This is a genomic window from Shewanella loihica PV-4 (genome assembly GCF_000016065.1).
Taxonomy (GTDB): domain Bacteria; phylum Pseudomonadota; class Gammaproteobacteria; order Enterobacterales; family Shewanellaceae; genus Shewanella; species Shewanella loihica.
On the sequence record NC_009092.1, the window covers coordinates 1562362 to 1588315 of the forward strand.

The 25954-nt window shown below is 53.1% G+C and carries 26 protein-coding genes; all 26 read left to right on the forward strand.

What is annotated here, in order from left to right; translation table 11 throughout:
- The first annotated feature begins 64 nt into the window (after positions 1 to 64).
- The 26 genes from flgK (at position 65) to flhB (ending at position 25805) form a co-directional block, all read left to right on the forward strand.
- A complete protein-coding gene (flgK, locus tag SHEW_RS06955) occupies positions 65 to 1981 on the forward strand; it encodes a flagellar hook-associated protein FlgK (RefSeq protein ID WP_011865155.1) in 1917 nt (638 codons plus the stop codon).
- Between the two features lie 11 nt (positions 1982 to 1992).
- Positions 1993 to 3183, forward strand: a complete 1191-nt coding sequence (gene flgL, locus SHEW_RS06960) for a flagellar hook-associated protein FlgL (protein WP_011865156.1) — start codon at positions 1993 to 1995, stop codon at positions 3181 to 3183.
- Positions 3184 to 3270: 87 nt separating this feature from the next.
- Positions 3271 to 4092, forward strand: coding sequence for a flagellin N-terminal helical domain-containing protein (locus SHEW_RS06965; protein WP_011865157.1), 822 nt, complete (start codon positions 3271 to 3273; stop codon positions 4090 to 4092).
- Positions 4093 to 4328: 236 nt separating this feature from the next.
- Entirely contained in the window at positions 4329 to 5147 is an 819-nt protein-coding gene (locus SHEW_RS06970) for a flagellin N-terminal helical domain-containing protein (protein WP_011865158.1), read from the forward strand.
- Between the two features lie 104 nt (positions 5148 to 5251).
- The gene (locus SHEW_RS06975; RefSeq protein WP_011865159.1) at positions 5252 to 5641 is read left to right on the forward strand and encodes a flagellar protein FlaG; all 390 of its coding nucleotides are present in this window, start codon (positions 5252 to 5254) and stop codon (positions 5639 to 5641) included.
- Between the two features lie 30 nt (positions 5642 to 5671).
- Positions 5672 to 7045 carry a flagellar filament capping protein FliD gene (gene fliD / locus SHEW_RS06980; protein WP_011865160.1) on the forward strand — a complete coding sequence of 458 codons (1374 nt, stop codon included), beginning with the start codon at positions 5672 to 5674 and terminating at the stop codon, positions 7043 to 7045.
- A gap of 27 nt (positions 7046 to 7072) precedes the next feature.
- Complete coding sequence (locus SHEW_RS06985; RefSeq protein WP_011865161.1) at positions 7073 to 7393, forward strand: hypothetical protein; 321 nt, start codon at positions 7073 to 7075, stop codon at positions 7391 to 7393.
- A 6-nt stretch (positions 7394 to 7399) separates the two neighbouring features.
- On the forward strand, positions 7400 to 7810 hold the full coding sequence (gene fliS / locus SHEW_RS06990; protein ID WP_011865162.1) for a flagellar export chaperone FliS: 411 nt from the start codon (positions 7400 to 7402) through the stop codon (positions 7808 to 7810).
- A gap of 266 nt (positions 7811 to 8076) precedes the next feature.
- The gene (locus tag SHEW_RS06995) at positions 8077 to 9510 is read left to right on the forward strand and encodes a sigma-54 dependent transcriptional regulator (RefSeq protein WP_011865163.1); all 1434 of its coding nucleotides are present in this window, start codon (positions 8077 to 8079) and stop codon (positions 9508 to 9510) included.
- Between the two features lie 221 nt (positions 9511 to 9731).
- Positions 9732 to 10754: a sensor histidine kinase gene (locus SHEW_RS07000; RefSeq protein WP_398351593.1), complete on the forward strand. Its 1023-nt coding sequence runs from the start codon at positions 9732 to 9734 to the stop codon at positions 10752 to 10754.
- Entirely contained in the window at positions 10747 to 12090 is a 1344-nt protein-coding gene (locus SHEW_RS07005; protein WP_011865165.1) for a sigma-54-dependent transcriptional regulator, read from the forward strand. Before SHEW_RS07000 ends, SHEW_RS07005 begins: the two co-directional genes overlap by 8 nt.
- A 196-nt stretch (positions 12091 to 12286) precedes the next feature.
- On the forward strand, positions 12287 to 12619 hold the full coding sequence (gene fliE / locus SHEW_RS07010) for a flagellar hook-basal body complex protein FliE (RefSeq protein WP_011865166.1): 333 nt from the start codon (positions 12287 to 12289) through the stop codon (positions 12617 to 12619).
- 58 nt (positions 12620 to 12677) lie between these two features.
- Positions 12678 to 14375 (forward strand): flagellar basal-body MS-ring/collar protein FliF, encoded by a 1698-nt coding sequence (fliF, locus tag SHEW_RS07015; protein WP_011865167.1) that lies wholly within the window; start codon positions 12678 to 12680, stop codon positions 14373 to 14375.
- A complete protein-coding gene (gene fliG / locus SHEW_RS07020) occupies positions 14368 to 15411 on the forward strand; it encodes a flagellar motor switch protein FliG (protein ID WP_011865168.1) in 1044 nt (347 codons plus the stop codon). The genes fliF and fliG overlap by 8 nt, the downstream gene beginning before the upstream one ends.
- The gene (fliH, locus tag SHEW_RS07025; RefSeq protein ID WP_011865169.1) at positions 15411 to 16430 is read left to right on the forward strand and encodes a flagellar assembly protein FliH; all 1020 of its coding nucleotides are present in this window, start codon (positions 15411 to 15413) and stop codon (positions 16428 to 16430) included. Before fliG ends, fliH begins: the two co-directional genes overlap by 1 nt.
- Positions 16402 to 17742 carry a flagellar protein export ATPase FliI gene (gene fliI, locus SHEW_RS07030; protein ID WP_011865170.1) on the forward strand — a complete coding sequence of 447 codons (1341 nt, stop codon included), beginning with the start codon at positions 16402 to 16404 and terminating at the stop codon, positions 17740 to 17742. The genes fliH and fliI overlap by 29 nt, the downstream gene beginning before the upstream one ends.
- Before the next feature lie 29 nt (positions 17743 to 17771).
- Positions 17772 to 18218, forward strand: a complete 447-nt coding sequence (gene fliJ / locus SHEW_RS07035; RefSeq protein WP_011865171.1) for a flagellar export protein FliJ — start codon at positions 17772 to 17774, stop codon at positions 18216 to 18218.
- Positions 18219 to 18607: 389 nt separating this feature from the next.
- On the forward strand, positions 18608 to 20305 hold the full coding sequence (locus SHEW_RS07040; protein WP_223294773.1) for a flagellar hook-length control protein FliK: 1698 nt from the start codon (positions 18608 to 18610) through the stop codon (positions 20303 to 20305).
- A gap of 99 nt (positions 20306 to 20404) precedes the next feature.
- On the forward strand, positions 20405 to 20926 hold the full coding sequence (gene fliL / locus SHEW_RS07045) for a flagellar basal body-associated protein FliL (RefSeq protein WP_011865173.1): 522 nt from the start codon (positions 20405 to 20407) through the stop codon (positions 20924 to 20926).
- A 42-nt stretch (positions 20927 to 20968) separates the two neighbouring features.
- Positions 20969 to 21994: a flagellar motor switch protein FliM gene (gene fliM, locus SHEW_RS07050; protein WP_011865174.1), complete on the forward strand. Its 1026-nt coding sequence runs from the start codon at positions 20969 to 20971 to the stop codon at positions 21992 to 21994.
- Between the two features lie 25 nt (positions 21995 to 22019).
- Complete coding sequence (gene fliN / locus SHEW_RS07055; protein ID WP_011865175.1) at positions 22020 to 22403, forward strand: flagellar motor switch protein FliN; 384 nt, start codon at positions 22020 to 22022, stop codon at positions 22401 to 22403.
- Between the two features lie 27 nt (positions 22404 to 22430).
- Complete coding sequence (gene fliO, locus SHEW_RS07060) at positions 22431 to 22790, forward strand: flagellar biosynthetic protein FliO (protein WP_398351595.1); 360 nt, start codon at positions 22431 to 22433, stop codon at positions 22788 to 22790.
- 11 nt (positions 22791 to 22801) lie between these two features.
- A complete protein-coding gene (gene fliP, locus SHEW_RS07065; RefSeq protein WP_086023629.1) occupies positions 22802 to 23554 on the forward strand; it encodes a flagellar type III secretion system pore protein FliP in 753 nt (250 codons plus the stop codon).
- A gap of 8 nt (positions 23555 to 23562) precedes the next feature.
- Complete coding sequence (gene fliQ, locus SHEW_RS07070; protein WP_011865178.1) at positions 23563 to 23832, forward strand: flagellar biosynthesis protein FliQ; 270 nt, start codon at positions 23563 to 23565, stop codon at positions 23830 to 23832.
- A 42-nt stretch (positions 23833 to 23874) separates the two neighbouring features.
- The gene (fliR, locus tag SHEW_RS07075; protein ID WP_011865179.1) at positions 23875 to 24672 is read left to right on the forward strand and encodes a flagellar biosynthetic protein FliR; all 798 of its coding nucleotides are present in this window, start codon (positions 23875 to 23877) and stop codon (positions 24670 to 24672) included.
- A complete protein-coding gene (flhB, locus tag SHEW_RS07080) occupies positions 24672 to 25805 on the forward strand; it encodes a flagellar biosynthesis protein FlhB (protein WP_011865180.1) in 1134 nt (377 codons plus the stop codon). Before fliR ends, flhB begins: the two co-directional genes overlap by 1 nt.
- The last annotated feature ends 149 nt before the right edge of the window (positions 25806 to 25954 follow it).

Sequence of the window (25954 nt, forward strand, 5' to 3'; positions counted from 1 at the left end):
CAAGTGGAGAGTGAAAAGTGATGAGTGCTCAGTTAGCAACAGGTGCAATAAGAGGTAAAGCATAATGTCGATGGATCTGCTGAATATCGCCCGTACCGGCGTGCTTGCCTCTCAGTCGCAGCTGGCGGTGACCAGTAACAACATTACCAATGCCAATACTCAGGGTTACCACCGTCAGGTGGCTGAGCAGTCTAGCCTGGAGTCCCAGCGTCTGGGCAACAGCTTCTATGGTGCCGGTACCTATATTACCGACGTCAAACGTATCTATAACGAATATGCCGCCCGTGAGCTGCGTATCGGCCAAACCGCACTGAGCCAGGCGCAGACCACCCAGACTAAGATGAGCGAGCTGGACCAGCTGTTTTCTCAGATTGGTAAGGCGGTGCCGCAGAGTCTTAACGATCTCTTTGCCGGGCTCAACAGCCTGGCGGATCTGCCCGATGATATGGGCATTCGCGGCAGTCTGCTGGGTAATGCTGACCAGATCGCCAAGGCGCTCAATCAGATGCAGTCGCAGCTCGATGGTCAGATGAAGCAGACTAACGATCAGATCTCGGCTATGACAGATAGGATCAATGAGATCAGTACCGAACTTGGCCATATCAATCAGGAACTGATGAAGTCTCAGGGCGCCGACATGCAGCTGCTCGATAAGCAGGATGCCCTGATCCAGGAGCTCAGCGAATACGCTCAGGTTAACGTGATCCCACTCGAATCTGGCGCCAAGAGCATCATGCTGGGCGGCGCCGTGATGTTGGTATCCGGCGAAGTCTCTATGCAGATGGGCGCGACCACGGGTGACCCGTATCCTGGTGAGTTGCGTATCACCACTACGGCCGGCAATCAGACCTTAGTGGTCGACCCCAGCAAGATGGGCGGCAGCCTGGGGGCTCTGTTTCAATTTCGCGACGAGACACTGATCCCGGCGCAGCTAGAGATGGGCCAGCTGGCGCTGGGTATTGCCGACAGTTTTAATCAGGCGCAGTCCCAAGGCTTCGACCTCAACGGTGAAGTCGGCAGCGATCTCTTCCTGGATATTAACGATCCAGCCATGTCTGTGGGCCGCGCCGGCGCTTATGGCAACAACACGGGCAATGCGGCACTAAGAGTCAACATAGATGATGTCAATGCCCTGTCCGGTGGCAGCTACGAGCTGACCTTTACCGCACCTGCTACTTATGAGCTTAGAGATCAAGAAACCGGCACCGTGACGCCACTTACCTTAAATGGCAGTCAGCTGACCGGTGGCGACGGCTTTAGCATCAATATCGATTCCGGCGCCATGGCCTCTGGAGATAGATTTGAGATACGTCCCACATCCGGCGCTGCGGCCGGTATCAAGGTGGTGATGACAGATCCTAAGGGGATTGCCGCCGCTGCGCCAAAAATCACACAAGATGCCGCAAATTCTGGCAATACCCAGGTGAAACTGGTGAGTATCGACAATCGCAGTGTGGCTAACTTCCCTTTAACCGGCAGCGAGTTGACCTTCGAGATAGATACCACGGCAAATACCTTCGAAGTATTCGATGCGGCGGGCAACTCGCTTGGTGCGCCGACAGCCTTTACGCCGCCATCCATCAGTGCCTATGGCTTCACCTTCGAGGTGGATGCCAGCGCGCCAGCCACTGACAGGTTTACCTTCGACCTCAGCTTCGCCGAAGGGGATAACACCAATGCGGTCGCCATGGCAAAGCTCGCGGAAACCAAACTGATGAACAATGGCGGCTCGACTCTGGCCGATGTTTACGAAGGCACCAAGTTGCAGGTGGGTGGCAAGGCCAAAGCCGCCGAGGTGGCCTTCGGGTCGGCAGAAGCCGTCTATTCTCAGGCTTATACCCGGGTGCAGAGTGAGTCAGGGGTAAACCTGGATGAAGAGGCCGCCAATTTGATGCGCTTCCAACAGTCTTATCAGGCCTCGGCGCGGATCATGACCACGGCCACTGAAATTTTCGACACCCTCTTTAGTTCGGTGAGATAGGAGCCTTTATTATGCGGATCTCAACGGCGCAGATGTTTAATCAAAACATTAATAGCGTGCTTAACAAGCAATCGGCGACCAGCAAGATCATCGATCAGATTGCCAGTGGTAAGCGGGTCAATACTGCGGGCGACGATCCTGTGGCGGCTATCGGAATCGATAACCTTAATCAGCAAAATGCCCTGGTCGATCAGTTTATGAAGAATATCGACTACGCCACCAATCGCCTGGCCTTAACAGAGAGCAAACTAGGCACAGCCGAAACCCTGACTGGCTCGGTTAGAGAGCAGATCCTGCGTGCAGTGAATGGCAGCCTGTCTGATTCTGAGCGGCAAATGATTGCCGATGAGCTGAAAGGCACATTGGAAGAGTTGGTTTCTGTGGCCAACACCAAAGATGAATCGGGCAACTATATGTTTGCCGGCTATGAAACTGGCAATCAGCCTTTTGCTTTCAATGCGGCGGGAAATGTGGTTTATAGCGGTGACAGTGGTGTGCGCCAGGCCATAGTGGCTTCAGGTGTCACGCTGGGCACCAATGTGCCTGGCGATCAGGCCTTTATGAATGCGCCATCAGGTCTTGGCGACTTTAGTGCCAATTATTTGTCGACTCAGACGGGGGATTTTCGTGTTCTGAGCGCAGCGATCAGCGATCCCGCCACCTATGTTGATGATACCTATAGCTTTACCATGAATGGGGCCAATCTTGAGATCCGCGATTCGTCCGCGACTCTGGTAACGACTGTTCCTAATTTCGACGCCGCCAATCCCATTAACTTTAACGGTATCGAGGTGAAACTCGATGGCCAGCCTGCCCCAGGGGATACCTTTAGTATCACGCCGCAATCTCAGGTGAGCGTCTTCGATACCATCAACCAGGCGATCACCTTGCTTGAAGATCCTAATAAGGTGAATACTCCCCAAGGTAAAGCTGAGTTGGCACAGATGTTGAATAATATCGATAGTGGTGTCAATCAGTTGAGCACTGCCCGGGGAGAAGCCGGTAATAGCTTAAAGCAAATTGAGCGTTACAGTTCGACCCATGTGGAAGAGAAACTGGTGAACAGTTCGGCGCTCTCAATGCTGGAAGATTTAGATTATGCCTCGGCGATAACTGAGCTCGAGAAACAACAGTTGGCCTTAAATGCCGTATCGAGTGTGTTTAGCAAAGTCGGGTCGACGACACTTTTTGATTATATCTAAACGGGCTCAGGCCTTTGACAAACTTAACTTCTAATTTATTAGCCAAGCTCAACGTCTTGGCAGTGCAACCAAGAAGAGGAAAACACAATGGCTATTAATGTTAATACCAATGTCACATCGATGAAGGCGCAGAAGAACCTAAATACTTCTTCTCAAAATCTGGCAACCTCTATGGAGCGCTTGTCGAGTGGCCTTCGCATCAACAGTGCGAAAGACGACGCCGCCGGTCTTGCGATCTCAAACCGTTTGAACTCTCAGGTTCGTGGTCTTGAGGTGGGGATGCGCAACGCGAACGATGCTATCTCTATCGCGCAGATCTCTGAAGGCGCAATGCAAGAGCAAACCAACATGCTGCAGCGTATGCGTGATCTGTCGATTCAATCTGAAAACGGCGCCAACAGCACTGCCGATCTACAAGCGTTGAAAGATGAGATGGACCAGCTCGCAGAAGAGATCACCGCTATCGGTAACAGTACCGCCTTTGGTAACACTAAGTTGCTTACGGGTGAGTTTTCTGCTGGTAAGCTGTTCCAGGTGGGCCACCAGGACGGTGAAGATGTCACTATCTCAGTAGGCACATTGAACGCAGGTGTACTGTCAGTAAATAGCCTTACTGTGTTAACGTCAGCCGGCCGAGATTCCGCTATCGGTAAAATTGATGCGGCTATTAAGGTTATCGATACCCAGCGTGCCAAGTTAGGTGCGGTGCAAAACCGTCTGGCGCACAACATCAGTAACAGCGCAAATACTCAGGCTAACGTTGCCGATGCCAAGAGCCGCATCGTGGATGTGGATTTTGCCAAAGAAACCTCAACCATGACGAAGAATCAGGTGCTACAGCAGACAGGCTCTGCCATGTTGGCACAGGCTAACCAGTTACCTCAGGTTGCCCTGTCACTACTGGGTTAATCTCTCAGTTTTGGCCCACAATAAAACGGTGCAAATTAGTTTTTTGCACCGTTTTTTTCGTCTCTGCGTGATGTAAATGTATGATATATATGTATTATAAAAAATAGCCTATTTTTTATAAAAAATTTTCTAAAGATCGAAAACCCTCTGCCGTTAAATATACTGTAACCCAGTAAGACCGGCCTGGCTTAAGTAGACAGGCTTAGTTTTAAGCCAGGTATAAAGAGGAATCGATTATGGCTATTACAGTAAACACTAACGTAACATCTCTAAAAGCACAGAAAAACCTAAACGCTTCAGGTAGCAACTTAGCGACTTCTATGGAACGTCTGTCTAGTGGTCTTCGCATTAACAGTGCAAAAGATGACGCAGCCGGTCTTGCGATTTCTAACCGTCTGAACTCTCAGGTTCGTGGTCTTGAAGTAGGTATGCGTAATGCTAACGACGCTATCTCTATCGCCCAGATCTCCGAAGGTGCGATGCAAGAGCAGACCAACATGCTGCAACGTATGCGTGACCTGTCTATTCAAGCTGAAAACGGCGCGAACAGCACTGCAGACCTTCAAGCTCTGAAAGATGAGATGGATGCACTTGCGACCGAGATCACTGCAATTGGTACTAACACTGCTTTTGGTGATACTAAGCTGCTTAACGGTGATTTCTCTGCTGGTAAGACTTTCCAGGTTGGTCACCAAGATGGCGAAGACATTAAGGTTTCTGTCGGTAAGTCTGATGCAGCTGCACTTTCAGTTAACTCACTGACAGTATTGACCTCTGCTGGTCGTGCTTCAGCTCTGACTAAAATTGATGCTGCAATCAAGAAGATCGATACTTCACGCGCTAAACTAGGTGCTGTGCAAAATCGTCTGGCACACAACATCAGCAACAGCGCTAACACTCAGGCTAACGTCGCTGACGCTAAGAGCCGTATCGTAGACGTGGATTTCGCGAAAGAAACCTCTGCTATGACTAAGAACCAAGTGCTTCAGCAAACCGGTTCAGCTATGCTAGCTCAAGCTAACCAGCTGCCACAGGTTGCCCTATCTTTACTCTAATAAAGTAATGGGTTAGACCGAGTTTGATGAAGACAAGGGAGGTTCGGCGACGGATCTCCCTTTCGTGATTTTAAGGATAAATTAACGAAGTAGAGGTATAGGTCATGGATATTAATACTGTTAATTCATCCAATGCTACAGCTGCTAAAATTGATATAGGCATGACGCCTGTTAAAGCAAATGCGGCAGAGGACGTGGAATTAGCCAAAGGTTCGATCAAGGCGGTCGAACAGAGCAATCAAGCCGAAGCGGCTCAGGCCGAAGAGCAATCGCCCGAAGCGATGCAGAAGTTGGTTGAAGAGATGTCAAATATGATGTCTGTGATGCGTAAAGGCTTGGCTTTTAAGATTGACGAAGATTCTGGCACAAATATTGTTAGCGTTATGGACATTGATTCGGGTGATGTGATCCGTCAAATTCCAAACGAAGAAGCATTGAGGTTGGCGCAGAAACTTTCTGAAGTCACTGGATTATTAATGAAAACTGAAGCCTAGGTTTCAGCTGGCGTTTGAGTAGAGGTAGTTATGGCATTAACGGCAACAGGCATAGGTTCAGGGCTTGATATCAACACGATTGTGGGGGTGCTGGTTGATGCTGAGAAGGTGCCTAAAGAAGCGATCTTTAATAAGACAGAAGACACAATCGATGCGAAAGTCTCAGCCATGGGCTCGCTAAAGAGTGCTCTGTCAAAGTTTCAGGATGCCCTTGAAAAACTCAAAGATGGCAGCAGTCTAAATCAACGTCAGGTGTCAACCGGTGACAGCAGTTTCTTTACGGCTACGGCTGATAAGAATGCCCAGACGGGTAGCTATAACATAGTCGTAGAGCAACTCGCCCAGCGTCACAAGGTGGCAGGGGCCTTCACGGCAGATGCCAGTGCAGCAGTAGGTGAGGGCAGTCTCGGCTTTACCGTTAATGGTCAGAGTTTCTCGGTCGATGTGGCCGCGGGAGACTCGCTGTCAGCCATTGCAGACAAGATTAACAGTGCCGACGACAATGTCGGGGTTACCGCAACGATAGTTACTACCGATGGTGGCAGTCGTCTGGTGATCAGTTCCGATACCGAAGGGCCGGATAATAACATCAGCGTAACTGCAAGCGATACGTCTGGTACAGGTCTTAGCGACATGTTTGGCCTAGGAAATCTGAGCGAAGTGCAGGCCGCCAAAGAGTCAATTGTTTACATAGATGGTCAGAAGCTACAGTCGCAAACCAACGAAATCAAAAATGCGATAGCCGGCGTGACCCTTAATCTCACCGACGCCGATCTCAATAAGACCTCTGTACTTAAGATCGAACTCGATGAAGATGCGGTAAAAGAGAATGTTCAGGGTTTTGTCGACGCCTATAACAGCTTAATGAGCACCATAGATAAGGTCTCTTCCTATGATGCGGAAAAGGAAGTGGCATCGGCACTCCAAGGGGATTCGATGATACGATCAATCGAGTCTCAGATGCGTAATATGATTTCAAATCGTGTCGATCTTGGTGGTGGGCAGTCGGTTGCCCTCTATGACATAGGCATAGAGGCGGATCGCTACGGCAAACTGTCGGTCAATAGCACTAAGCTGGATAAAGCCATCAGTGAAGATATGAGTAGCATCGAGAGTTTGTTTGCGACAGATACCACAGGTTTGGCCAACAGATTGGATAGTTTAGTTGAGGGTTACGTTAAGAGTGGTGGCCTGATCGATTCTCGTAATAATATCTACACCGCTGATAAGAAGCGACTCGATGCGCAGCGCGAAGCATTTTCTTTGAAGATGGAGCAATTAGAATCCCGTCTATTTAAGCAGTTTAATGCGATGGATCTGGTTGTGGGTAAGCTGAATCAACAGTCTGCTGGTATTGTTAATGGGCTGAACTCGCTACCAGGCGTTGTTTCTCAGAAAGCCTAGTTGAGAGTGCTGTAAGAAGGAAGAGCATTGGAGCCTTTAGATAAGCTAAACGAACAAATTACTCTAGTTATGCGGCGTCTGGAACAGTTACCTGCCGAACAGGAAGACGCCGATGAGTTGGTATCGAACTTGCTAGACTTGGTTGGAAAGCGTCAACTTTTGCTCGACGAGGTGCTCGTCTCACCGAAAGAGGAAGACAGAGCTCTATTGCAGGCTCAACTGGAATTAACCAGCAGCTTTACGACGCAGGCGGTAAGCCTGTTAAAGCATCGTCAGGAGTTACTGCATGTCGGACGTAAGAGTCAACGCCAACTTAATGTTTATAAGTCTATAGATGCAGAAAGGTAGGTTTTTATGAGAAAGTCACTGCAGTCATATCGAAAGGTGTCATTAGAGAGCGAGATCTCAGTCGCCTCTCCACACCGAATTATCCAAATGATGTTTGAAGGTGCGCTGCAACGACTAGCCCAGAGTCGTTATGCAATAGAAAACAACGATATAGAAAATAAAGGTATCTATATCGGCAAGGCAATCGGCATCATCACAGGGCTTAACAACAGCCTGAATATGGAAGCGGGTGGCGAGATCGCCAGCAACCTTAGCGACCTCTATGATTTCATGCTGCGTAAGCTCTCTGAGGCCAACATGAATAACGATGTGCAGGCGATCGATGATGTGAGTGAAATCATCCGTACCATCAAGGAAGGGTGGGACGCCATTCCCCAAAATGAGCACCATCTAGCGTCACACACAGAGGCAATTTAATCGTCTCGACTATCTTTCTGAACAACAACTTTTTGTCAGGCGTCAAACGATTGGCGCCTGATGCTTGATACGTTGAGAATTTGCTCTAAAATCAGATGAGTTAGTCAGAAAATGAATCTGATACTTGCTAATGTGCTGCTGATAATACACTATTCCGTGTGATAGTCATTTTTTGGAAAACTGGATTAAAACGATTATCTCGCTTTCGAAGCAACTAACACTAATAATTAATGCGAATAACACTGAGTGCTTTACGGCCTTCTTAAATGATGCAAACAGATCAACGAATTCTACTTGTCGGTAATCAGTCAGAGCGAATTAATCGCTTATCTTGTGTTTTTGAGTTTCTTGGTGAGCAGGTAGAGTTGCTTGCCGTCGACAGACTCGAATCTCGAATGTCGAATACCCGCTATAGAGCACTTGTCATTGCACAAGAGGCTCAATCTAAGACCTTGTTGCAATCTATTGCCACCTCAATGCCTTGGCAACCCATCTTGTTGTTAGGCTCTAATGGCGACGTGACTGCAGGCAATGTATTAGGTTGTATTGAAGAGCCGTTAAATTATCCTCAGTTGACCGAACTCCTGCATTTTTGCCAGGTGTTTGTGCAGGCTAAGCGTCCGGATATACCTACCAGTGGTAACCAGACTAAGTTATTTCGCAGCCTGGTGGGCCGCAGTGAAGGTATCGCCCAGGTGCGTCACCTGATCAACCAGGTGGCCGGTTCCGATGCCACCGTATTGGTTCTAGGTCAGTCTGGTACCGGCAAAGAGGTGGTTGCACGCAATATCCACTATATTTCCGATCGCCGTGATGGCCCCTTCATCCCGGTAAACTGTGGCGCCATTCCGCCAGAATTGCTCGAGAGTGAGCTGTTTGGTCATGAGAAGGGCTCATTTACCGGCGCAATCAGTGCCCGTAAGGGACGCTTCGAGCTCGCCGAAGGGGGCACCCTGTTTCTCGATGAGATAGGCGATATGCCCCTGCAGATGCAGGTGAAACTGCTGCGTGTATTGCAGGAGCGCGTCTTCGAGCGTGTCGGTGGCAGCAAACCGATTCATACCAATGTGCGCGTCATCGCGGCAACCCACAGAGAGCTAGAGACCATGATCGCCAACGGCGAGTTTAGGGAAGATCTCTTCTATCGCCTCAATGTGTTTCCTGTCGAGATGCCCGCCCTGTGTGAGCGCAAAGACGATATCCCGCTTTTGCTGCAGGAGTTGGTCAGCCGCGTTTATAACGAGGGGCGTGGCAAGGTGCGTTTTACCCAGCGTGCGATTGAGTCACTCAAGGAGCATAGCTGGTCGGGTAACGTGCGTGAACTCTCTAACCTGGTCGAGCGTCTGACGATCCTTTATCCGGGTGGCTTGGTCGACGTTAATGACCTGCCGCTTAAATACCGCCATATTGATGTGCCTGAATATCAGGTGCAGGTCAGTGAAGAGGAGTTGGAACGCGATGCGCTGGCCTCTATCTTCAGCGATGAGGTAGCGGTCGATATTCCCGAGAGCCGTTTCCCCAGCGAGTTGCCACCCGAAGGAGTGAACCTTAAGGATCTATTGGCCGAGCTTGAGATCGATATGATTCGCCAGGCACTGGATCAACAAGACAATGTGGTGGCCCGCGCCGCAGAAATGCTTGGCATTCGCCGTACCACACTGGTTGAGAAGATGCGCAAGTATGGCATGAGTAAAGATTAACTCCTGCTCGCCGCACTCCATAAACAAGGGCCCATTTCTGGGCCTTTGTCGTATCTGACTCATAATTCTCTGTTAATTCTGACTTTTTGTTAGCTTTTTAATTGGCATGTTACCTGCATCGGCCTGTTTAGCAGCAAATTATTGACGGAGTGGTTATGGCCGCGAATCCAAAGGTGGCATATACAGCGCAGGCGCAGGTAACACTGGCTCCTTCCCAAGTCATGGGTGGTGAGGTGGCAAACGATGCCATCTCCAGCCGCATGGAACATATACTCCAGGCTATGCCATCGGGTGTAGTGATCCTCAATGGCGATGGTGTGGTGACAGATGCCAATCCGGTTGCGGTGCAATTGTTAGGGCAGCCCCTGGCGGGCATACGCTGGTTACAGGTGATTAACCGTGCCTTTTCGCCCCAAGATGACGACGGTCACGAGGTCTCGTTGAAGAACGGTCGCCGGGTGAAGCTGGCGATCACGCCGCTAACGCCCGAGCCTGGTCAGCTCATCGTCTTGACCGACTTGACCGAAACCCGTCTGCTGCAGAAGAATCTCTCGCATCTGCAACGACTATCCGCCTTAGGTAAGATGGTAGCCAGCCTGGCCCACCAGGTGCGAACACCTTTGTCGGCGGCCTTACTCTACGCCGCGAACCTGGGGAGCCCTAAGCTGACCCAGGTCTCAAGGGAGCGTTTTCAGGGCAAGCTTATCGACAGGCTCAATGAACTGTCGCAACAGGTGGATGACATGTTGCTGATGGCCAAGGGGCGTCAGCAGGAATTGACCGAAGTCTGCAACATGCAGCAGGTGATGACTAGCGTGATGGCCAACTGCGAACCTATCGCCGAGCGTAAGGGCTGCCAGCTGCTTCTTAAGCTAGACACTCACTTGCGCTTTAAGGCTAATCCGGCGGCGCTCAGCTCGGCGATCAACAATCTTGTTATGAACAGTATCGAGGCCGGGGCCAGTCAGATCTGGCTTAATGCCCAAGATGAGACGGGGACTGTCGCCTTCGAGGTAGTCGACAACGGTAAGGGGCTCGATGCCAAATTGCAAGAGAAGGTGTTAGAGCCTTTCTTCACCACTAAGGCCCAAGGCACAGGTCTGGGCTTAGCTGTCGTGCAGACGGTTGTGGCAAATCATCAGGGCCGCTTGCAACTCAATTGTATCGCGGGAAAGGGATGTCGCGCCTCGTTTAACCTGCCGGCTGTTTCGGCCGATTCTGGGCTGGAGGTAAGCCATGGCTGAAGCCAAGATATTACTCGTTGAAGATGATGCGGCGCTGCGCGAAGCCTTAGTCGATACCTTGCTGCTGGCGCAGTATGAATGTGTCGATGTTGAATCGGCCGAGGCGGCCATCGTCGCGCTCAAGGGTCAGGAATTCGACATGGTGATCAGCGACGTGCAGATGGAGGGGATAGGCGGTCTCGGGCTGGTGAACTATCTTCAGCAGCATAACGCCCAGGTGCCCATCTTATTGATGACGGCTTTTGCCACCATAGACAGTGCGGTAAGTGCCATTAAGCTCGGCGCGGTGGACTATCTGGCGAAACCCTTCGCCCCTGAGGTCTTGCTTAACCAGGTGTCTCGTTATCTCAAACCTAAGCTAATCGAAGATCAACCCGTGGTGGCCGACGAGCGCAGCCTGGCGCTCTTGGCGCTGGCACAGAAGGTGGCCCAATCCGATGCCTCCGTGATGATCATGGGGCCGAGTGGTTCGGGTAAAGAGGTGCTTGCCCGCTATATTCATCAACACAGCCAGCGTGCCAACGAGCCATTTGTGGCAATCAACTGTGCGGCAATTCCTGAAAACATGCTCGAAGCCACACTGTTTGGCTACGAGAAGGGGGCCTTCACCGGGGCCTATCAGGCCTGTCCCGGTAAGTTTGAACAGGCTCAGGGCGGCACCTTGCTGCTCGATGAAATCTCCGAGATGGATCTGGGGCTGCAAGCCAAGCTGCTCAGGGTATTGCAAGAGCGCGAAGTCGAGCGACTCGGCGGTCGTAAGACGATTAAGCTCGATGTGCGTGTGCTGGCCACCTCTAACCGTGACCTTAAGGCGATGGCGACCAAAGGCGATTTTAGGGAAGATCTCTATTACCGCATCAATGTGTTCCCGCTGACCTGGCCGGCACTGCATCAACGCCCGGCGGATATCTTGCCGCTGGCGAGGCACCTGGTGTTGCGTCATGCCAAGGCTGCCGGTTTAGCCGTGGCGCCAAGCCTGGACGATCAGGCGAGCAGGCGTCTATTGGGCCACAGATGGCCGGGGAACGTTCGAGAGCTGGATAACGTGGTTCAGCGCGCCCTAATTCTACAGACAGGTGACACTATCTGCGCCAAGGATATCGTTATCGATACTCAGGATGTGATGCTGGAGCCTGCTTTTGATAGTGAAAAAACTGTCGAGCCCGAGGGGCTGGGGGATGAGCTTAAGGCACAGGAGCATGTGATCATCCTAGAGACCCTCAATCAGTGTAATGGCAGTCGCAAGCAGGTGGCCGAAAAGCTGGGTATCAGCGCCCGGACCCTGAGATATAAGATGGCGCGTATGCGTGACATGGGTATTCAGATCCCTGCCTGATAGGCGTATTCGTTTTAGCTGACATGTGTCAGTGAAGGAAGCAAACCGCCGCTTTAGCGTCTCTACGGCCCATTTGAACGTTTCGAAGCCGACACCCAATCTGGGTTTGTCGGCTTTTTCTATTTTTGGCAAACATATTGCATTGGTCTGAATAAGAATAGATTTCGTCAATTTCACGACGATAGCGGAGGCCAAGATGCAGATAGGTGCCAATTCATTACTGCAAGAGATGCAGACACTCACGGGCGAAATCAAGCCTAATGGGATCACACCTAATATCACTCAGCAGGTGGCGAACACCAGTGGTAGCGACTTTGGCAGCCTCTTGTCTGAAGCTGTGGGCAATGTAAATGCGCTGCAGGCCACCTCATCCTCGCTGCAGACACGTCTGGATATGGGCGACACCCGGGTGACACTGTCAGATACCGTGATCGCCAGAGAGAAGGCCAGCGTGGCATTCGAGGCCACCGTTCAGGTGCGCAACAAGCTGGTGGAAGCCTATAAAGAGATCATGAGTATGCCTGTCTAGGCATGGACTCCCTAAAGATTAAGAAAGATAACGGCAGGTATTTATCGTGAGCACAGATATGGTAGTCGGAACTGGCGCTGGCACAACACAGGATATGTTGGCAGGCGGCGTACAAGAAGAACATAAGCCGAGCGGCGGAATGTTTGGCGGTGTCGACATGCTCAGACAGATCACCATGATCCTGGCGCTGGCTATCTGTCTGGCGTTGGCCGTCTTCGTCATGTTGTGGGCTCAGGAGCCCGAATACCGTCCTCTGGGTAAGATGGATACTCAGGAGATGGTGCAGGTCCTGGATGTGCTGGACAAGAACAAGGTCAACTATCAGATCGATGTCGATGTGCTCAAGGTGCCGGAAGATCAGTACCAAGACGTCAAGATGATGCTGAGCCGCGCCGGTATCGATAACTCGCCGAGTCGTGACGATTACCTATCAAAAGACAGCGGCTTTGGCGTGAGCCAGCGCATGGAGGCCGCCAGACTCAAGAACAGCCAGGAGCAAAACCTGGCACGTACCATCGAAGAGTTAAAGAGCGTCAGCCGCGCCAAGGTGATCCTGGCCATTCCTAAAGAGAATGTGTTTGCCCGTAATCGCTCCAAGCCAAGTGCAACCGTGGTGGTTAATACCCGCCGTGGCGGTCTGGGTCAGGAGGAGGTCGATTCCATCGTAGATATCGTTGCCTCGGCGGTGCACGGTCTCGAGCCGACTCGAGTCACTGTGACCGATGCTAACGGTCGCCTGCTAAACTCGGGCAGTCAAACTGCAGGCTCGGCCAGAGCCAGACGCGAGCTCGAGCTGGTGCAGCAGAAAGAAGCCGAATACCGCAGCAAGATTGAATCGATTCTGATGCCGATTCTGGGGCCGGAAAACTTTACCGCTCAGGTCGACGTGAACATGGACTTCACCTCGGTCGAGCAGACCGCCAAGCGTTATAACCCGGATCTGCCCGCGGTGCGCAGCGAGATGACGGTTGAGAATAACTCTACCGGTGCCAGCACTGGCGGCATCGCCGGCGCGCTGAGCAACCAGCCACCGATGGAAGCCAATATTCCTCAGCAGGCTACCGGGACTAGTGCTCAGGAGCAGACCCTGCCGGGTTCTAGCCACAAGGAGGCAACCCGCAATTATGAGCTAGACACCACCATCAGCCATACCCGCCAGCAGGTGGGGGTGGTCAGACGGGTTAGCGTGTCGGTGGCGGTCGATTTCAAGACGGGACCTGCCGGTGAAGACGGTCAGGTGACCCGCGTTGCTCGCACCGAGCAGGAGCTGAGCAACATACGCCGCCTGCTAGAAGGGGCTGTAGGTTTCAATACCCAACGTGGCGACATGATAGAGGTGGTCACAGTTCCCTTCATGGATCAACTGGTAGAAGAGGCGCCAGCGCTGGCTATCTACGAGGAGCCTTGGTTCTGGCGAGCCATCAAGCTAGTGATGGGCGGTCTAATCATCCTGGTGCTTATTCTGTTCGTGGTGCGCCCTATGCTCAAGCGCCTTATCTACCCAGATGGTCAGAAGATGCCGGATGCGCCATCTTTGGGTGATGAGTTAGCGGAGATTGAGGATCAGTATGCCGCCGATACCCTTGGCATGCTTAATCGTCCCGATGCGGAATACAGCTACGCCGATGATGGGTCAATTTTGATACCGGATCTGCATAAAGACGATGATATGATAAAGGCCATACGTGCATTGGTGGCCAACGAGCCTGAGTTGTCTACGCAAGTCGTCAAGGGATGGTTACAAGAAAATGAGTAAAGACAAAGAGATCGACACAGCTAACGGTGAGTTCAATACCAAAGATCTGACCGGTATCGAGAAGACAGCCATCCTGCTACTCAGCCTTAGCGAAGCCGACGCCGCCTCAATCCTAAAACACCTCGAGCCTAAGCAGGTGCAGAAGGTGGGTATGGCCATGGCGGCCATGAAAGACTTCGGCCAAAACAAGGTGATCGGCGTACACAAGCTGTTTCTGGAGGAGGTACAGAAATACTCCTCCATCGGATTTAACAGCGAAGAGTTCGTGCGTAATGCCCTTACCGCCGCCTTGGGTGAAGATAAGGCGGGTAACCTTATCGAGCAGATCATCATGGGGGGCGGTGCCAAGGGCCTAGAATCACTCAAGTGGATGGACGCCCGTCAGGTGGCCACCATCATTCAGAACGAACACCCGCAGATCCAGACGATTGTGCTCTCCTATCTTGAGCCGGATCAGGCCGCCGAGATATTTGCCCAAGCACCGGAAAATACCCGTCTCGACTTGATGATGCGAATCGCCAACCTCGAAGAGGTACAACCGGCGGCACTGCAAGAGCTTAACGACATCATGGAGAAACAGTTTGCCGGTCAGGGCGGCGCGCAGGCGGCGAAGATGGGCGGCCTGAAGGCGGCGGCCAACATCATGAACTACCTGGATACTGGCGTCGAGAGTCAGCTGATGGAGACGCTGCGCGAGACCGACGAAGAGATGGCGCAGCAGATCCAAGATCTGATGTTTGTCTTCGAAAACCTGGCAGATGTCGACGACATGGGTATTCAGACCTTGCTGCGTGAAGTGCAGCAGGATGTGTTGATGAAGGCCCTCAAGGGCGCAGACGATCAACTCAAAGAGAAGATCCTCGGCAACATGTCCAAGCGTGCCGCCGAGCTGCTTAAAGACGATCTCGAGGCCATGGGCCCAATACGGATCAGCGAAGTGGAAGTGGCTCAGAAGGAGATCCTCTCTATTGCCCGTCGCTTAAGTGACGCCGGTGAGATCATTCTAGGTGGTAGCGGCGGAGAAGAGTTCCTCTAATGACCATGTCTGGCGACAAGAAGCCCCAAGAGGGCAAAGGCGTACACACCACACAAGCCGATTTTAGCCATTGGCAGCTGCCGGATGTGACCCCTGTGGTGCATGAGCCCAAGGAGAACATGTTCGGCCGCATCGCCCCGCAAAAGGCGGCTAAGGCGGTCGATGAGCCGGTGATGCCCCCCACCCTGGAAGAGATCGAGTCGATCCGCGCCGAGGCCGAGGCCGAAGGCTTCGCTCAGGGCCAGGAAGCCGGTATGGCCAAGGGCTTGGAAGAGGGGCGACTGAAAGGCCTGGAGCAGGGCCACGAAGAGGGCTATCGTCAAGGACAGGCTCAGGGTATGGAGGCCGGCCTCGTCGAGGCCAAACAGACGATTGCGCATTTTGAAGCCCTGATGCAGCAGTTATCAATGCCGCTCTCTCTGCTCGACACCGAAATAGAACAAGCCTTGGTACAACTGAGCATGACGCTGGCTAAGGCGGTGATCGGCCATGAGCTTAAGACACATCCCGAACATATTCTAGCCGCCCTGCGTCAAGGGGTCGACGCCCTACCGCTGAAAGAGCAAGGGGCGCATCTGCGTCTACATCCAGAGGATCTCGCTATCGTCGAGCGACTCTATGAAAGCGCGCAGCTAACAAAAAATCATTGGGAGTTAGAGGCCGACCCGACCTTGAGCCGCGGCGAGTGTATCGTAAGCAACAGCCGTAGCCGGGTGGATATGGGGCTGGAGCATCGCATCAAGGCGGTGTTCGATAAGCTTATCGCCAGTGAGCAGCGCCTCGAGCAGCAAAGGCTACAACAGCTAGCTGCCATGGAGAAGGTCCCCGAGCATCAAGACCAAAACCAAGACCTAGACGGCGACGCTGCGCAAGCGGGCCTCGAAACAGATAGCCAGACAAGCGATCCGCAACAAACGCAAGTAGTTGACGCATCGCAAGTCGCGCCGAGCGAACAGATTGCACCTGACGCACCGCAAGAGACGAGCCCAGATGAAGACACGTCAAAACCGGCTTCTTGATAAGTTAAGGCAGCATACCCAGGCGGTCGCCCCTTTTATGCCGGAGGCCTCGGGCCAGCTGGTGCGCGTGGTAGGCCTAACGCTGGAGGCCACCGGCTGCAAGGCGCCCGTGGGCAGTCTGTGTAGCATAGCCACCATGGCAGGAGATCTGATCGCCGAGGTGATAGGCTTCGATGACAAGCTACTCTATCTGATGCCCATCGAGGAGCTCAGCGGCGTGATGCCTGGTGCCAAGGTGACGCCGCTCGGCGAGCAGACTGGGCTGAATGTCGGCATGGGCCTGCTTGGCCGCGTGCTCGATGGCAATGGTGCGCCGATAGACGGCTTGGGGCAGCTGCATACCGATCAGAAAGCTACCCGTCATGCCACCATGCTAAACCCCTTGGCGCGCCGCGCCATCAGCGAACCTTTGGATGTGGGGGTTCGTGCCATCAACGCCATGTTGACCGTGGGTAAGGGCCAACGTATGGGTCTATTTGCCGGTTCGGGTGTGGGTAAGAGTGTGCTGCTGGGCATGATGACCCGGGGCACCACGGCCGATGTGATTGTCGTTGGTCTGGTGGGGGAACGTGGCCGCGAAGTGAAAGAGTTTATCGAAGAGATCTTGGGCGCCGAGGGACGTTCCCGCAGCGTGGTGGTGGCGGCGCCCGCCGATACCTCGCCGCTGATGCGTCTTCGAGCCTGTGAGACCTCGACCCGTATCGCCGAATATTTTCGCGATCTGGGTTACAACGTATTGCTGCTGATGGACAGCCTGACTCGTTACGCCCAGGCGCAGCGTGAGATCGCCCTGGCCGTCGGTGAGCCGCCGGCCACCAAAGGCTATCCGCCCTCTGTGTTTGCCAAGCTGCCTAAGCTGGTGGAGCGCGCCGGTAACGGCGGCGCCGGCCAGGGCTCAATTACCGCCTTCTATACCGTGCTGACCGAGGGCGATGATCTGCAGGATCCGATCGCCGATGCGGCGCGGGCGATCCTCGATGGCCATATTGTGTTATCGCGGGCATTAGCCGATTCGGGTCATTACCCTGCCATCGACGTCGAGGCCTCTATCAGCCGTGTGGCGCCTATGGTGATCAGTGACGCTCATCTGGAGGCGACGCGCCGGGTGAAGCAGATGTATTCTCTGTACCAACAAAATCGCGACCTCATCTCTATCGGTGCCTATACTCAGGGGAGCGACCCTCGTATCGATAACGCCATACGGCTGCAGCCAGCCATGAACGCCTTCCTGCGCCAGACCATGAAGGAAGCCATCAGCTTCGATTCCAGCGCCTTGATGCTGGGTCAATTGAGCGCCCAGTGTCAGGTCTAGCCTGAATTTTATCGGAGAGCGTAACGGCCATGGCAAAGCATGACCCCTTAGAGACAGTACTCAAGTTAGCCCTCGACGCCGAGGAGGCCGCGGCGACTCAGCTAAGAGGCGTGCAGTTGACGTTGAATAAATGTCGCCAGCAGCTCGATGCCTTGCAGCAGTATCGTCTCGATTACATGAAACAGATGGAGGCGCAACAGGGGCAAGTGATTGCCGCCAGCAGTTATCATCAGTTTCATCAGTTTATCCGTCAGATCGATGAGGCGATCGAGAAGCAGGTCTTCGCCGTGTCGGAGACGGATAAGCAGCGTCAGAAGGCCCAGCAATATTGGCAGGGTAAGCAACAAAAGCGCAAGGCTGTCGAGCTGTTACTCGCGCATAAAGCCGAAGCAAAACAAAAGTTTGAGGCTAAACAGGAACAGAAGATGATCGACGAGTTTGCCTCGCAACAATTTTTCCGCCAGTCTACCCGTTAATCCCCTAATAGGTACAATCAGTAGAGGCGTGCGTCTCTTCATCATCCCCATACAATTCTACTGTCTCGCCACTTTTTTCAAGTCAAATTGTAATACCAATCACGGTAAGTAAGTGATCAGAAGTAGTGTAGGAAAGACGTTCGAGGACAAGGCATGATCTTTCGATAAGCAGTTATTCTACAATCAAAAATAGTAACGCCGTTATCGGGCATTTTAACAAGCTAGCATGATTGGTTATTTACTAGGATTGGTATGATTAACTTGGCATTTTTATTGCTTGATGTTGATTAGTAAGGGCCAATGAGTCCAAAGCTTAGCGAATAATTGACGCTCGGGTGGCACGTGACATTGTCGTGCCCAAGATGAGTGTTGGAGGAAGCATGCCACAGATGACCCAAATACTCCTATCTAATGTCGAGCCCGGCAAAGAGAAAGTCGGGGTGTTGCCCAGTGCATCAGATGCGAAGTCGACCGCAGAGTCTAAGTCAGAAAACAAAGGTTTTTCAGAGGCTTTGGCTAAGGCGAGTGGCCAGGATGAGGTGAACTCACAGGCAAAAACGCGCCACCAGTCCCAAGCCGAAAACGTGGCTCAACGCGATAACACTGATAAGGCCGATGTTAAGCAGGAGAAGGCGCCCACGCAGGACAAAGAGAGCGACGATGTCTCCAACGTGCTGGCGCAGATCCATCTGGCGAACAAGCTGGGGGATGAGGCGGAATTTGCCGCCGACGGCGTCATTTTGCCGCCGGGTGATGCTGATGGTGAGTCATCTGCCGACAATGAGCTGCTTCCTACCTTTGTAAAAGGGGCTAAGGACAAGGTCGATACCGAAAAAGCGGCCTTAGAGGGTATAGATGAGCTGCTTAACCCCGGCGCCGGAGATGATCATATCTTACCCGTCATCAATCCAAATAGCCTGGGGAGCGAGGCGATATTGGCTCAGCTTCCCGAAGATGCTTTAAGTGAGGTGATGGCGCAAACCGGTTTGTCCAAGGATGAGCTGACGGCCTTACCGCCGCAGATGCTAGAGGGGCTTATTCATGGCATAGCGGGTAAGAATAAGTCTGGAAATGGTGAGCTTGGTCAAGCTGAGGCGCTAGAGAGTGATGCTGCCAAGCTGGCGGCACTTATTAATGACGCCAAGCAATATCTCTCGGCCAAGGCGAGTCAGTCGCAAAGCAACCTTGCTGCAACTCAAACTGAGCCTTCACAAGGTGCAGGCGGTGCCAGTCAGGCGGGACTAAATCAGGTTGGGCTAAATCAGAATGAGATTAGTCAAACAGGCCTAACCTCGGCCAATAACGCGAGCGGCGTGGAAAGTGCCGTTAATGAGAAAGGCGTGAAAGCCATATTGGGTGAATCCAAGGTTGGTGAGTCTAAGTTTGGTGAAGCTAAGCTAGCTGACGCCAAGCTTGCCGCCGAGCAGGCACAAAATGGTGCTCTGAAGACGACCTCGGGCGCAGAGGGCCGCGATGGCAAAGCCGCGCAGGAGCTGCTGAAGGGCGCTAACCTTGCCGTGACCATGTCGCCAAAGGCCGGTGAAATGCCAGATGCCGCGGCAGATACTAAGCTAAACGCCTTATCGCTGCAGGGCTTGCAAGGCGCAAGAAATGAGGTCCTCCCACAATATCAAGTTTCTATCAAGCCTCAGGGCGAACCTGTGACGCAGATGCAGGAGATGATCCATAAATTCTCGCCCGTGATGCGTCAGCAGCTGGTGGCCATGGTGAGCCAAGGCGTGCAGCAGGCTGAGATTCGCCTGGATCCGCCCGAGCTTGGCCACATGATGGTTCGGGTTCAGGTGCAGGGCGACCAGACTCAGGTGCAGTTTCATGTAACCCAGACCCAGACGCGGGATCTGGTTGAGCAAGCCATCCCGCGTCTGCGAGAGCTACTGGCCGAGCAGGGGATGCAGCTGACCGATAGTAACGTCTCTCAAGGCGGCAAAGAGCAGGGCGGCAATGGCGAGCAAGGCGAGGGAGTGGGCCATGGTCTGTCTGAGATGGATGAAATTTCGGCAGAAGAGAGCCTGTTAGTGTCGAATAACGCAACAAGTTATCGTTCGGGTATAGATTATTACGCGTAAGCAGGTAACCTATAGGTTGGTATGATTGCCCAATCGTTTGATATGCGCTAAAAAATCATGACGATGCTGAGTGTGAGCCGAGTGTGATAGGGATAAGAGATGGCGGAAGAAGAATCGTTAGAACTTGAAGAGAATGTAGAGCCTAAGAGTAAGAAGAAGCTCATTATCTTTGCGGCTATTGGTGCACTCTTGGTGGTCCTGTTAGGTGTGGGTGCCTGGTTGTTCTTGTCGGGCGGCGAACCGAGTGATGAGACCATGGCCGAAGGGGAGCAAACCGAGCAGAGCGAGCCGGCAAACAGCCGTGAAGCCTTCTATGTGGGGATGCCGAGACCCTTCCTGTTCAACCTGCCGGGGCAGAATCGCTCCCGTCTGGTGGAGATCAAGGTGCAGCTCATGGTGCGTGGCTCTGACGATGACGTCTTGATCAAGAAGCATATTCCGCTTATCGAGGATGCGTTGCTGACCACCTTTAGTAGTGCCGATGTGCAGAAGCTCAGCTCCCTTGCTGGTAAGGATGAGCTGCGCCAGTTGGCCCTGCTGAATGTGCAGAATACCCTGCAACCTGTGACCGGACGTAAAGTGGTTGAAAAGGTGCTGTTTACCGGCTTCGTGATGCAGTAATGCCGGTGATTTATAAGCTAACAAGTATGATAGGACGATATTGTGAGTGATCTATTAAGCCAAGACGAAATTGATGCGCTACTTCATGGTGTCGACGACGTCGAAGAGGAAGAGGTGAGTGACGCGCTCGATGCGCGCGCCTATGACTTTTCATCACAAGATCGTATCGTCCGTGGTCGTATGCCGACCCTGGAGATCGTCAACGAGCGTTTTGCCCGCCACCTGAGGATCAGCATGTTTAACATGATGCGCCGTGCGGCCGAGGTGTCGATCAACGGCGTGCAGATGCTCAAGTTTGGCGAATATGTCCATACCCTGTTTGTACCGACCAGCCTGAATATGGTGCGTTTCAGTCCCTTGAAGGGTACTGCGCTGATCACCATGGAGGCCCGTCTGGTGTTTATCCTGGTGGATAACTTCTTCGGCGGCGACGGCCGTTTTCACGCCAAGATCGAGGGGCGGGAATTTACTCCCACCGAGCGGCGCATCGTGCAGCTGCTTTTGAAGATCATCTTCGAAGATTATAAGGAAGCCTGGGCACCTGTGATGGATGTCGAGTTCGATTATCTTGACTCCGAGGTGAACCCTGCGATGGCTAACATCGTCAGCCCGACCGAGGTGGTGGTGGTGAGCTCCTTCCACATCGAGGTGGATGGTGGCGGCGGTGATTTCCATATCACCATGCCATATTCGATGATCGAGCCGATTCGTGAACTGCTCGATGCCGGGGTACAGAGTGATACTCAAGATACCGACATGCGTTGGTCTCAGGCCCTGAAGGATGAGATCATGGATGTCGAGGTGGGCCTGGATGCCACCATAGTCGAGAAAGAGATCTCGCTGAAGGATGTTATGGGCTTTAAGGCCGGCGACATTATTCCGGTGGAGATGCCCGAATATATCGTGCTGCGGGTCGAGGACCTGCCCACCTATCGTTGTAAGCTGGGGCGTTCGCGCGAGAATCTAGCACTGAATATCCGGGAGAAGATCCCACGGCCCGAGACGGTAAAGACCGAGCTGCAACTTGTGACTAAGAAGAGTAAGTCTCGGGATCTCAACAATATTTAATGGAATGCGTTTAAGGTAGAAATCAATGAGCACAGAAGATACAGGTGACGATTGGGCCGCAGCCATGGCCGAACAGGCGCTGGAGGAGGCTCAGGCGGTCGAACTCGACGAGCTGGCCGATAGCTCAAAGCCGCTGACCGAAGAGGAAGCGGCCAAACTCGATACCATCATGGATATTCCTGTGACCATCTCCATGGAGGTGGGCCGCAGCTTCATCAATATTCGTAACCTGCTGCAGCTCAACCAGGGCTCAGTGGTGGAGCTTGACCGGGTGGCCGGTGAGCCGCTGGATGTGATGGTAAACGGTACCCTGATCGCCCACGGTGAAGTGGTGGTGGTCAACGACAAGTTTGGTATTCGTCTCACCGACGTTATCAGCCAAACCGAGCGTATTAAGAAACTCAAATAAGGAAGGCCTATGGGGATCTCATCCTTGATGGCCGTTGCGGCCGCCGCGACGACTACTCAGGTAACCGGTGAGCGAGAGTCGGCATTGGCCACCATGACCAATATGCTGGGTGGCTTGCTGGTGGTGATCGCCTTGATCTTCCTGCTCGCCTATCTGGTCAAGCGTCTCAAGCTTGTGCCCAGCTCCCACGGCGTGCTTAAGACCCTGGCGGTCACCCCGCTGGGGCAGAGAGAGAAGATGGTGTTGGTCGAGGTCGATGGCCAACAATACCTGCTGGGGGTTACGCCGCAGCAGGTTTCGCTTATCGATAAACTCGATACTCCAATCACCATAGAACAGGACTCCTTTGCCAGCCGTCTGCGTCAGGCAAAGTCATCACAGTCATGAACCCAATAAAAATCATGAAACGGATCTTGACCCCACTCTTGTTACTCCTGGCCGTGATGGCGCCGCAACTGGCACTGGCACAGGATGGGATTCTCCCTGCGGTAACTGTCACCACAGGCGCCGATGGCTCGACCCAATATTCGGTGACCATGCAGATATTGCTGCTGATGACGGCGCTGAGTTTTCTGCCCGCCATGGTCATCATGCTGACCTCTTTTACCCGCATCATAGTGGTGCTGTCGATTCTGCGCCAGGCGATCGGCCTGCAGCAGACGCCGTCGAATCAGGTGCTGATCGGTATGAGTCTGTTTATGACCTTCTTCATCATGGCGCCCGTGTTCGACAAGATCTACGACCAGGCGGTGAAGCCGTATATCGACGAGACCATGACCATAGAGCAGGCCTATGACAAGGGCAAGGAGCCGCTGCGGGCCTTTATGTTGGCTCAGACCCGGCTCACGGATTTGGAGACCTTCGTCCAGATCTCTGGCTATCAGAATATTCAGTCGCCCGAAGATGCGCCCATGAGCGTGCTGATCCCTGCTTTCATTACCAGTGAACTCAAGACCGCCTTCCAGATAGGCTTCATGCTGTTCGTGCCCTTCCTGGTGCTTGATCTCGTGGTGGCCAGTATCCTGATGGCCATGGGTATGATGATGCTGTCGCCCATGATCGTCTCCTTGCCCTTTAAGATCATGTTGTTTGTGTTAGTGGATGGTTGGAGCCTGGTGATGGGCACCCTGGCCAACAGTTTTGGGATCTAGGAGCCGTTATGACACCCGAAGCCCTCATCGACATCTTTCGTGAAGCCCTCTCGGTTATCGTGACCATAGTGTCGATGATCATCGTGCCCGGGCTGGTGGTGGGTCTGGTGGTGGCGGTGTTTCAGGCGGCGACCTCGATCAACGAGCAGACCCTGAGCTTCCTGCCCCGTCTACTGACCACGCTCTTTGCCCTGATGATCTTAGGCCATCTGCTGGTGCAGACCATGATGGAGTTTTTCCTGCAGATGGTGAATCTTATCCCTCAGGTGGTGGGCTAGGTATGAATCGCCGCGCCCGCCCGGCTATCGAGCGTCGCTGAGATGGAGATCTTGCTATCGACTATCATGCAGACGCTGTCGGCCTATATGTGGCCGCTGTTTCGAGTGTCGAGCATGTTGATGGTGATGGCGGTATTTGGCGCCAATACCACACCGACCCGTGTGCGCCTGCTGCTTTCGGTGGCGATCACCTTCGCCATCGCCCCCATGTTGCCGGTCAATACCGAGGTCGAGCTATTTTCATTAGGCGCCGTGTTCGTGACCGTGCAGCAGATCTTGATTGGCGTTGCCATGGGGTTTGTCACCTTGCTTATCATGCAGACCTTCGTGTTGACCGGACAGATCATCGGCATGCAGACCAGCTTAGGTTTCGCCTCCATGGTGGACCCCGGCTCAGGCCAGCAGACCCCGGTTATCGGTAACTTCTTCTTGCTGCTGACGACCATGATCTTCTTGGCGGTGGATGGTCATCTGGTGATGATCCGCATGTTGGTGGCCAGCTTCGATACCATTCCCGTGTCCATGCAAGGAATAAGCATCGCTAGCTATCGGCGTCTGGCGGAGTGGGGCGCCTATATGTTCGGTGCGGCGCTGACCATGTCCATCTCGGCGATTGTGGCGCTCTTGCTGATCAACCTCTCTTTCGGGGTGATGACCCGCGCCTCGCCGCAGCTTAACATCTTCGCCATCGGTTTCCCCGTGACCATGGTGAGTGGTTTGATTATTCTCTGGTTGACCTTGACGCCTATTATGGCGCATTTCGACGAGGTCTGGCGTTCGGCCCAGTTGTTGCTGTGCGATCTGGTGCAGCTGCAATGTAGCACTGCTGGGAGCTTCTGATGGCCGATAACGATACCAGTCAGGAGAAGACCGAAGAGGCGACCCCCAGGCGACGCGAACAGGCGCGAGAGAAAGGGCAGGTCGCCCGATCTAAGGAGCTGGGCACCTCAGCTGTGTTGATGTCGGCGGCGGTAGGGTTTGCCGTCATAGGGCCGAGCCTGGGCCAGTCGTTGATGAGCGTGATGACCAAGCTGTTTACCATGAGCAGACAGGAGATCTACGACACCAATAGCCTGTTCAATATCTGGATGATGGTCTTCAAGGAGCTGGCGATCCCTATGGCCAGCTTCGTGCTGTTTCTCGCCTTTATCGCCTTCTTGGGTAACGTGGTGCTCGGTGGGATAACCTTCTCCGCCAAGGCGTTCATGCCCAAGGGTAATAAGATGAATCCCATCAGCGGCTTTAAGCGTATGTTCGGGGTACAAGCCCTGGTGGAGCTGACTAAGGGAATCGCCAAATTCTCCGTGGTGGCCCTGATGGCCTATCTGCTGCTGAGCTACTATTTCAACGATATTCTTACCCTGTCCCAGGGGCATCTGCCGGGCAATGTCTATAACGCCCTGGATCTGCTGGTGTGGATGTTTATTGTGCTCTGCTCCTCTACCGTGATCATCGTGGTGATCGATGTGCCGTTTCAGATCTGGAACCACAATAAACAGCTGAGAATGACCAAGCAGGAGATCAAGGACGAGTACAAGGACACCGAGGGTCAGCCTGAGGTGAAAGGCCGGGTGCGTCAGATGCAGCGTGAGATGGCGCAGCGGCGCATGATGGCCGAGGTGCCCAATGCCGACGTGATTGTGGTCAACCCAGAGCACTATGCTGTGGCGGTAAAATATGATGTGACCAAGGCCGCCGCGCCCTATGTGCTTGCCAAGGGGGTAGACGATGTGGCCTTTAAGATCCGTGAGATCGCCCGCGAGCATGATGTAGCCATCGTCTCGGCGCCGCCATTGGCCAGGGCCATCTATCACACCACCAAGATAGATCAGGAGATCCCCGAGGGGCTGTTTACTGCCGTGGCCCAGGTATTGGCTTATGTGTTCCAACTGCGTCAATATCAGCAAAAAGGTGGTAAGCGTCCGACACCTATCCCTATCAATCAGCCGATCCCTGATGAGCTAAAATACTAACGCTTTAAGTTGGTTAACTCTTATTTTGCGTCTGTACTGTCTGATATTTGTTCGTTTGTTATCCGCTCGAGTCGCTGCGAACTAAGCCGGCCTTAAGTTGGCGTACTTTTTGCTGAATCCTAGCTAGATGTCAAAGTTCAGGCGCTAGA

Coding starts and splice junctions, on each gene's coding strand:
- flgK (WP_011865155.1), top strand. CDS start 65: ATGTCGATGGATCTGCTGAATATCGCCCGTACCGGCGTGCTTGCCTCT.
- flgL (WP_011865156.1), top strand. CDS start 1,993: ATGCGGATCTCAACGGCGCAGATGTTTAATCAAAACATTAATAGCGTG.
- SHEW_RS06965 (WP_011865157.1), top strand. CDS start 3,271: ATGGCTATTAATGTTAATACCAATGTCACATCGATGAAGGCGCAGAAG.
- SHEW_RS06970 (WP_011865158.1), top strand. CDS start 4,329: ATGGCTATTACAGTAAACACTAACGTAACATCTCTAAAAGCACAGAAA.
- SHEW_RS06975 (WP_011865159.1), top strand. CDS start 5,252: ATGGATATTAATACTGTTAATTCATCCAATGCTACAGCTGCTAAAATT.
- fliD (WP_011865160.1), top strand. CDS start 5,672: ATGGCATTAACGGCAACAGGCATAGGTTCAGGGCTTGATATCAACACG.
- fliS (WP_011865162.1), top strand. CDS start 7,400: ATGAGAAAGTCACTGCAGTCATATCGAAAGGTGTCATTAGAGAGCGAG.
- SHEW_RS06995 (WP_011865163.1), top strand. CDS start 8,077: ATGATGCAAACAGATCAACGAATTCTACTTGTCGGTAATCAGTCAGAG.
- SHEW_RS07000 (WP_398351593.1), top strand. CDS start 9,732: ATGGGTGGTGAGGTGGCAAACGATGCCATCTCCAGCCGCATGGAACAT.
- SHEW_RS07005 (WP_011865165.1), top strand. CDS start 10,747: ATGGCTGAAGCCAAGATATTACTCGTTGAAGATGATGCGGCGCTGCGC.
- fliE (WP_011865166.1), top strand. CDS start 12,287: ATGCAGATAGGTGCCAATTCATTACTGCAAGAGATGCAGACACTCACG.
- fliF (WP_011865167.1), top strand. CDS start 12,678: ATGGTAGTCGGAACTGGCGCTGGCACAACACAGGATATGTTGGCAGGC.
- fliG (WP_011865168.1), top strand. CDS start 14,368: ATGAGTAAAGACAAAGAGATCGACACAGCTAACGGTGAGTTCAATACC.
- fliH (WP_011865169.1), top strand. CDS start 15,411: ATGACCATGTCTGGCGACAAGAAGCCCCAAGAGGGCAAAGGCGTACAC.
- fliI (WP_011865170.1), top strand. CDS start 16,402: ATGAAGACACGTCAAAACCGGCTTCTTGATAAGTTAAGGCAGCATACC.
- fliJ (WP_011865171.1), top strand. CDS start 17,772: ATGGCAAAGCATGACCCCTTAGAGACAGTACTCAAGTTAGCCCTCGAC.
- SHEW_RS07040 (WP_223294773.1), top strand. CDS start 18,608: ATGACCCAAATACTCCTATCTAATGTCGAGCCCGGCAAAGAGAAAGTC.
- fliL (WP_011865173.1), top strand. CDS start 20,405: ATGGCGGAAGAAGAATCGTTAGAACTTGAAGAGAATGTAGAGCCTAAG.
- fliN (WP_011865175.1), top strand. CDS start 22,020: ATGAGCACAGAAGATACAGGTGACGATTGGGCCGCAGCCATGGCCGAA.
- fliO (WP_398351595.1), top strand. CDS start 22,431: ATGGCCGTTGCGGCCGCCGCGACGACTACTCAGGTAACCGGTGAGCGA.
- fliQ (WP_011865178.1), top strand. CDS start 23,563: ATGACACCCGAAGCCCTCATCGACATCTTTCGTGAAGCCCTCTCGGTT.
- fliR (WP_011865179.1), top strand. CDS start 23,875: ATGGAGATCTTGCTATCGACTATCATGCAGACGCTGTCGGCCTATATG.
- flhB (WP_011865180.1), top strand. CDS start 24,672: ATGGCCGATAACGATACCAGTCAGGAGAAGACCGAAGAGGCGACCCCC.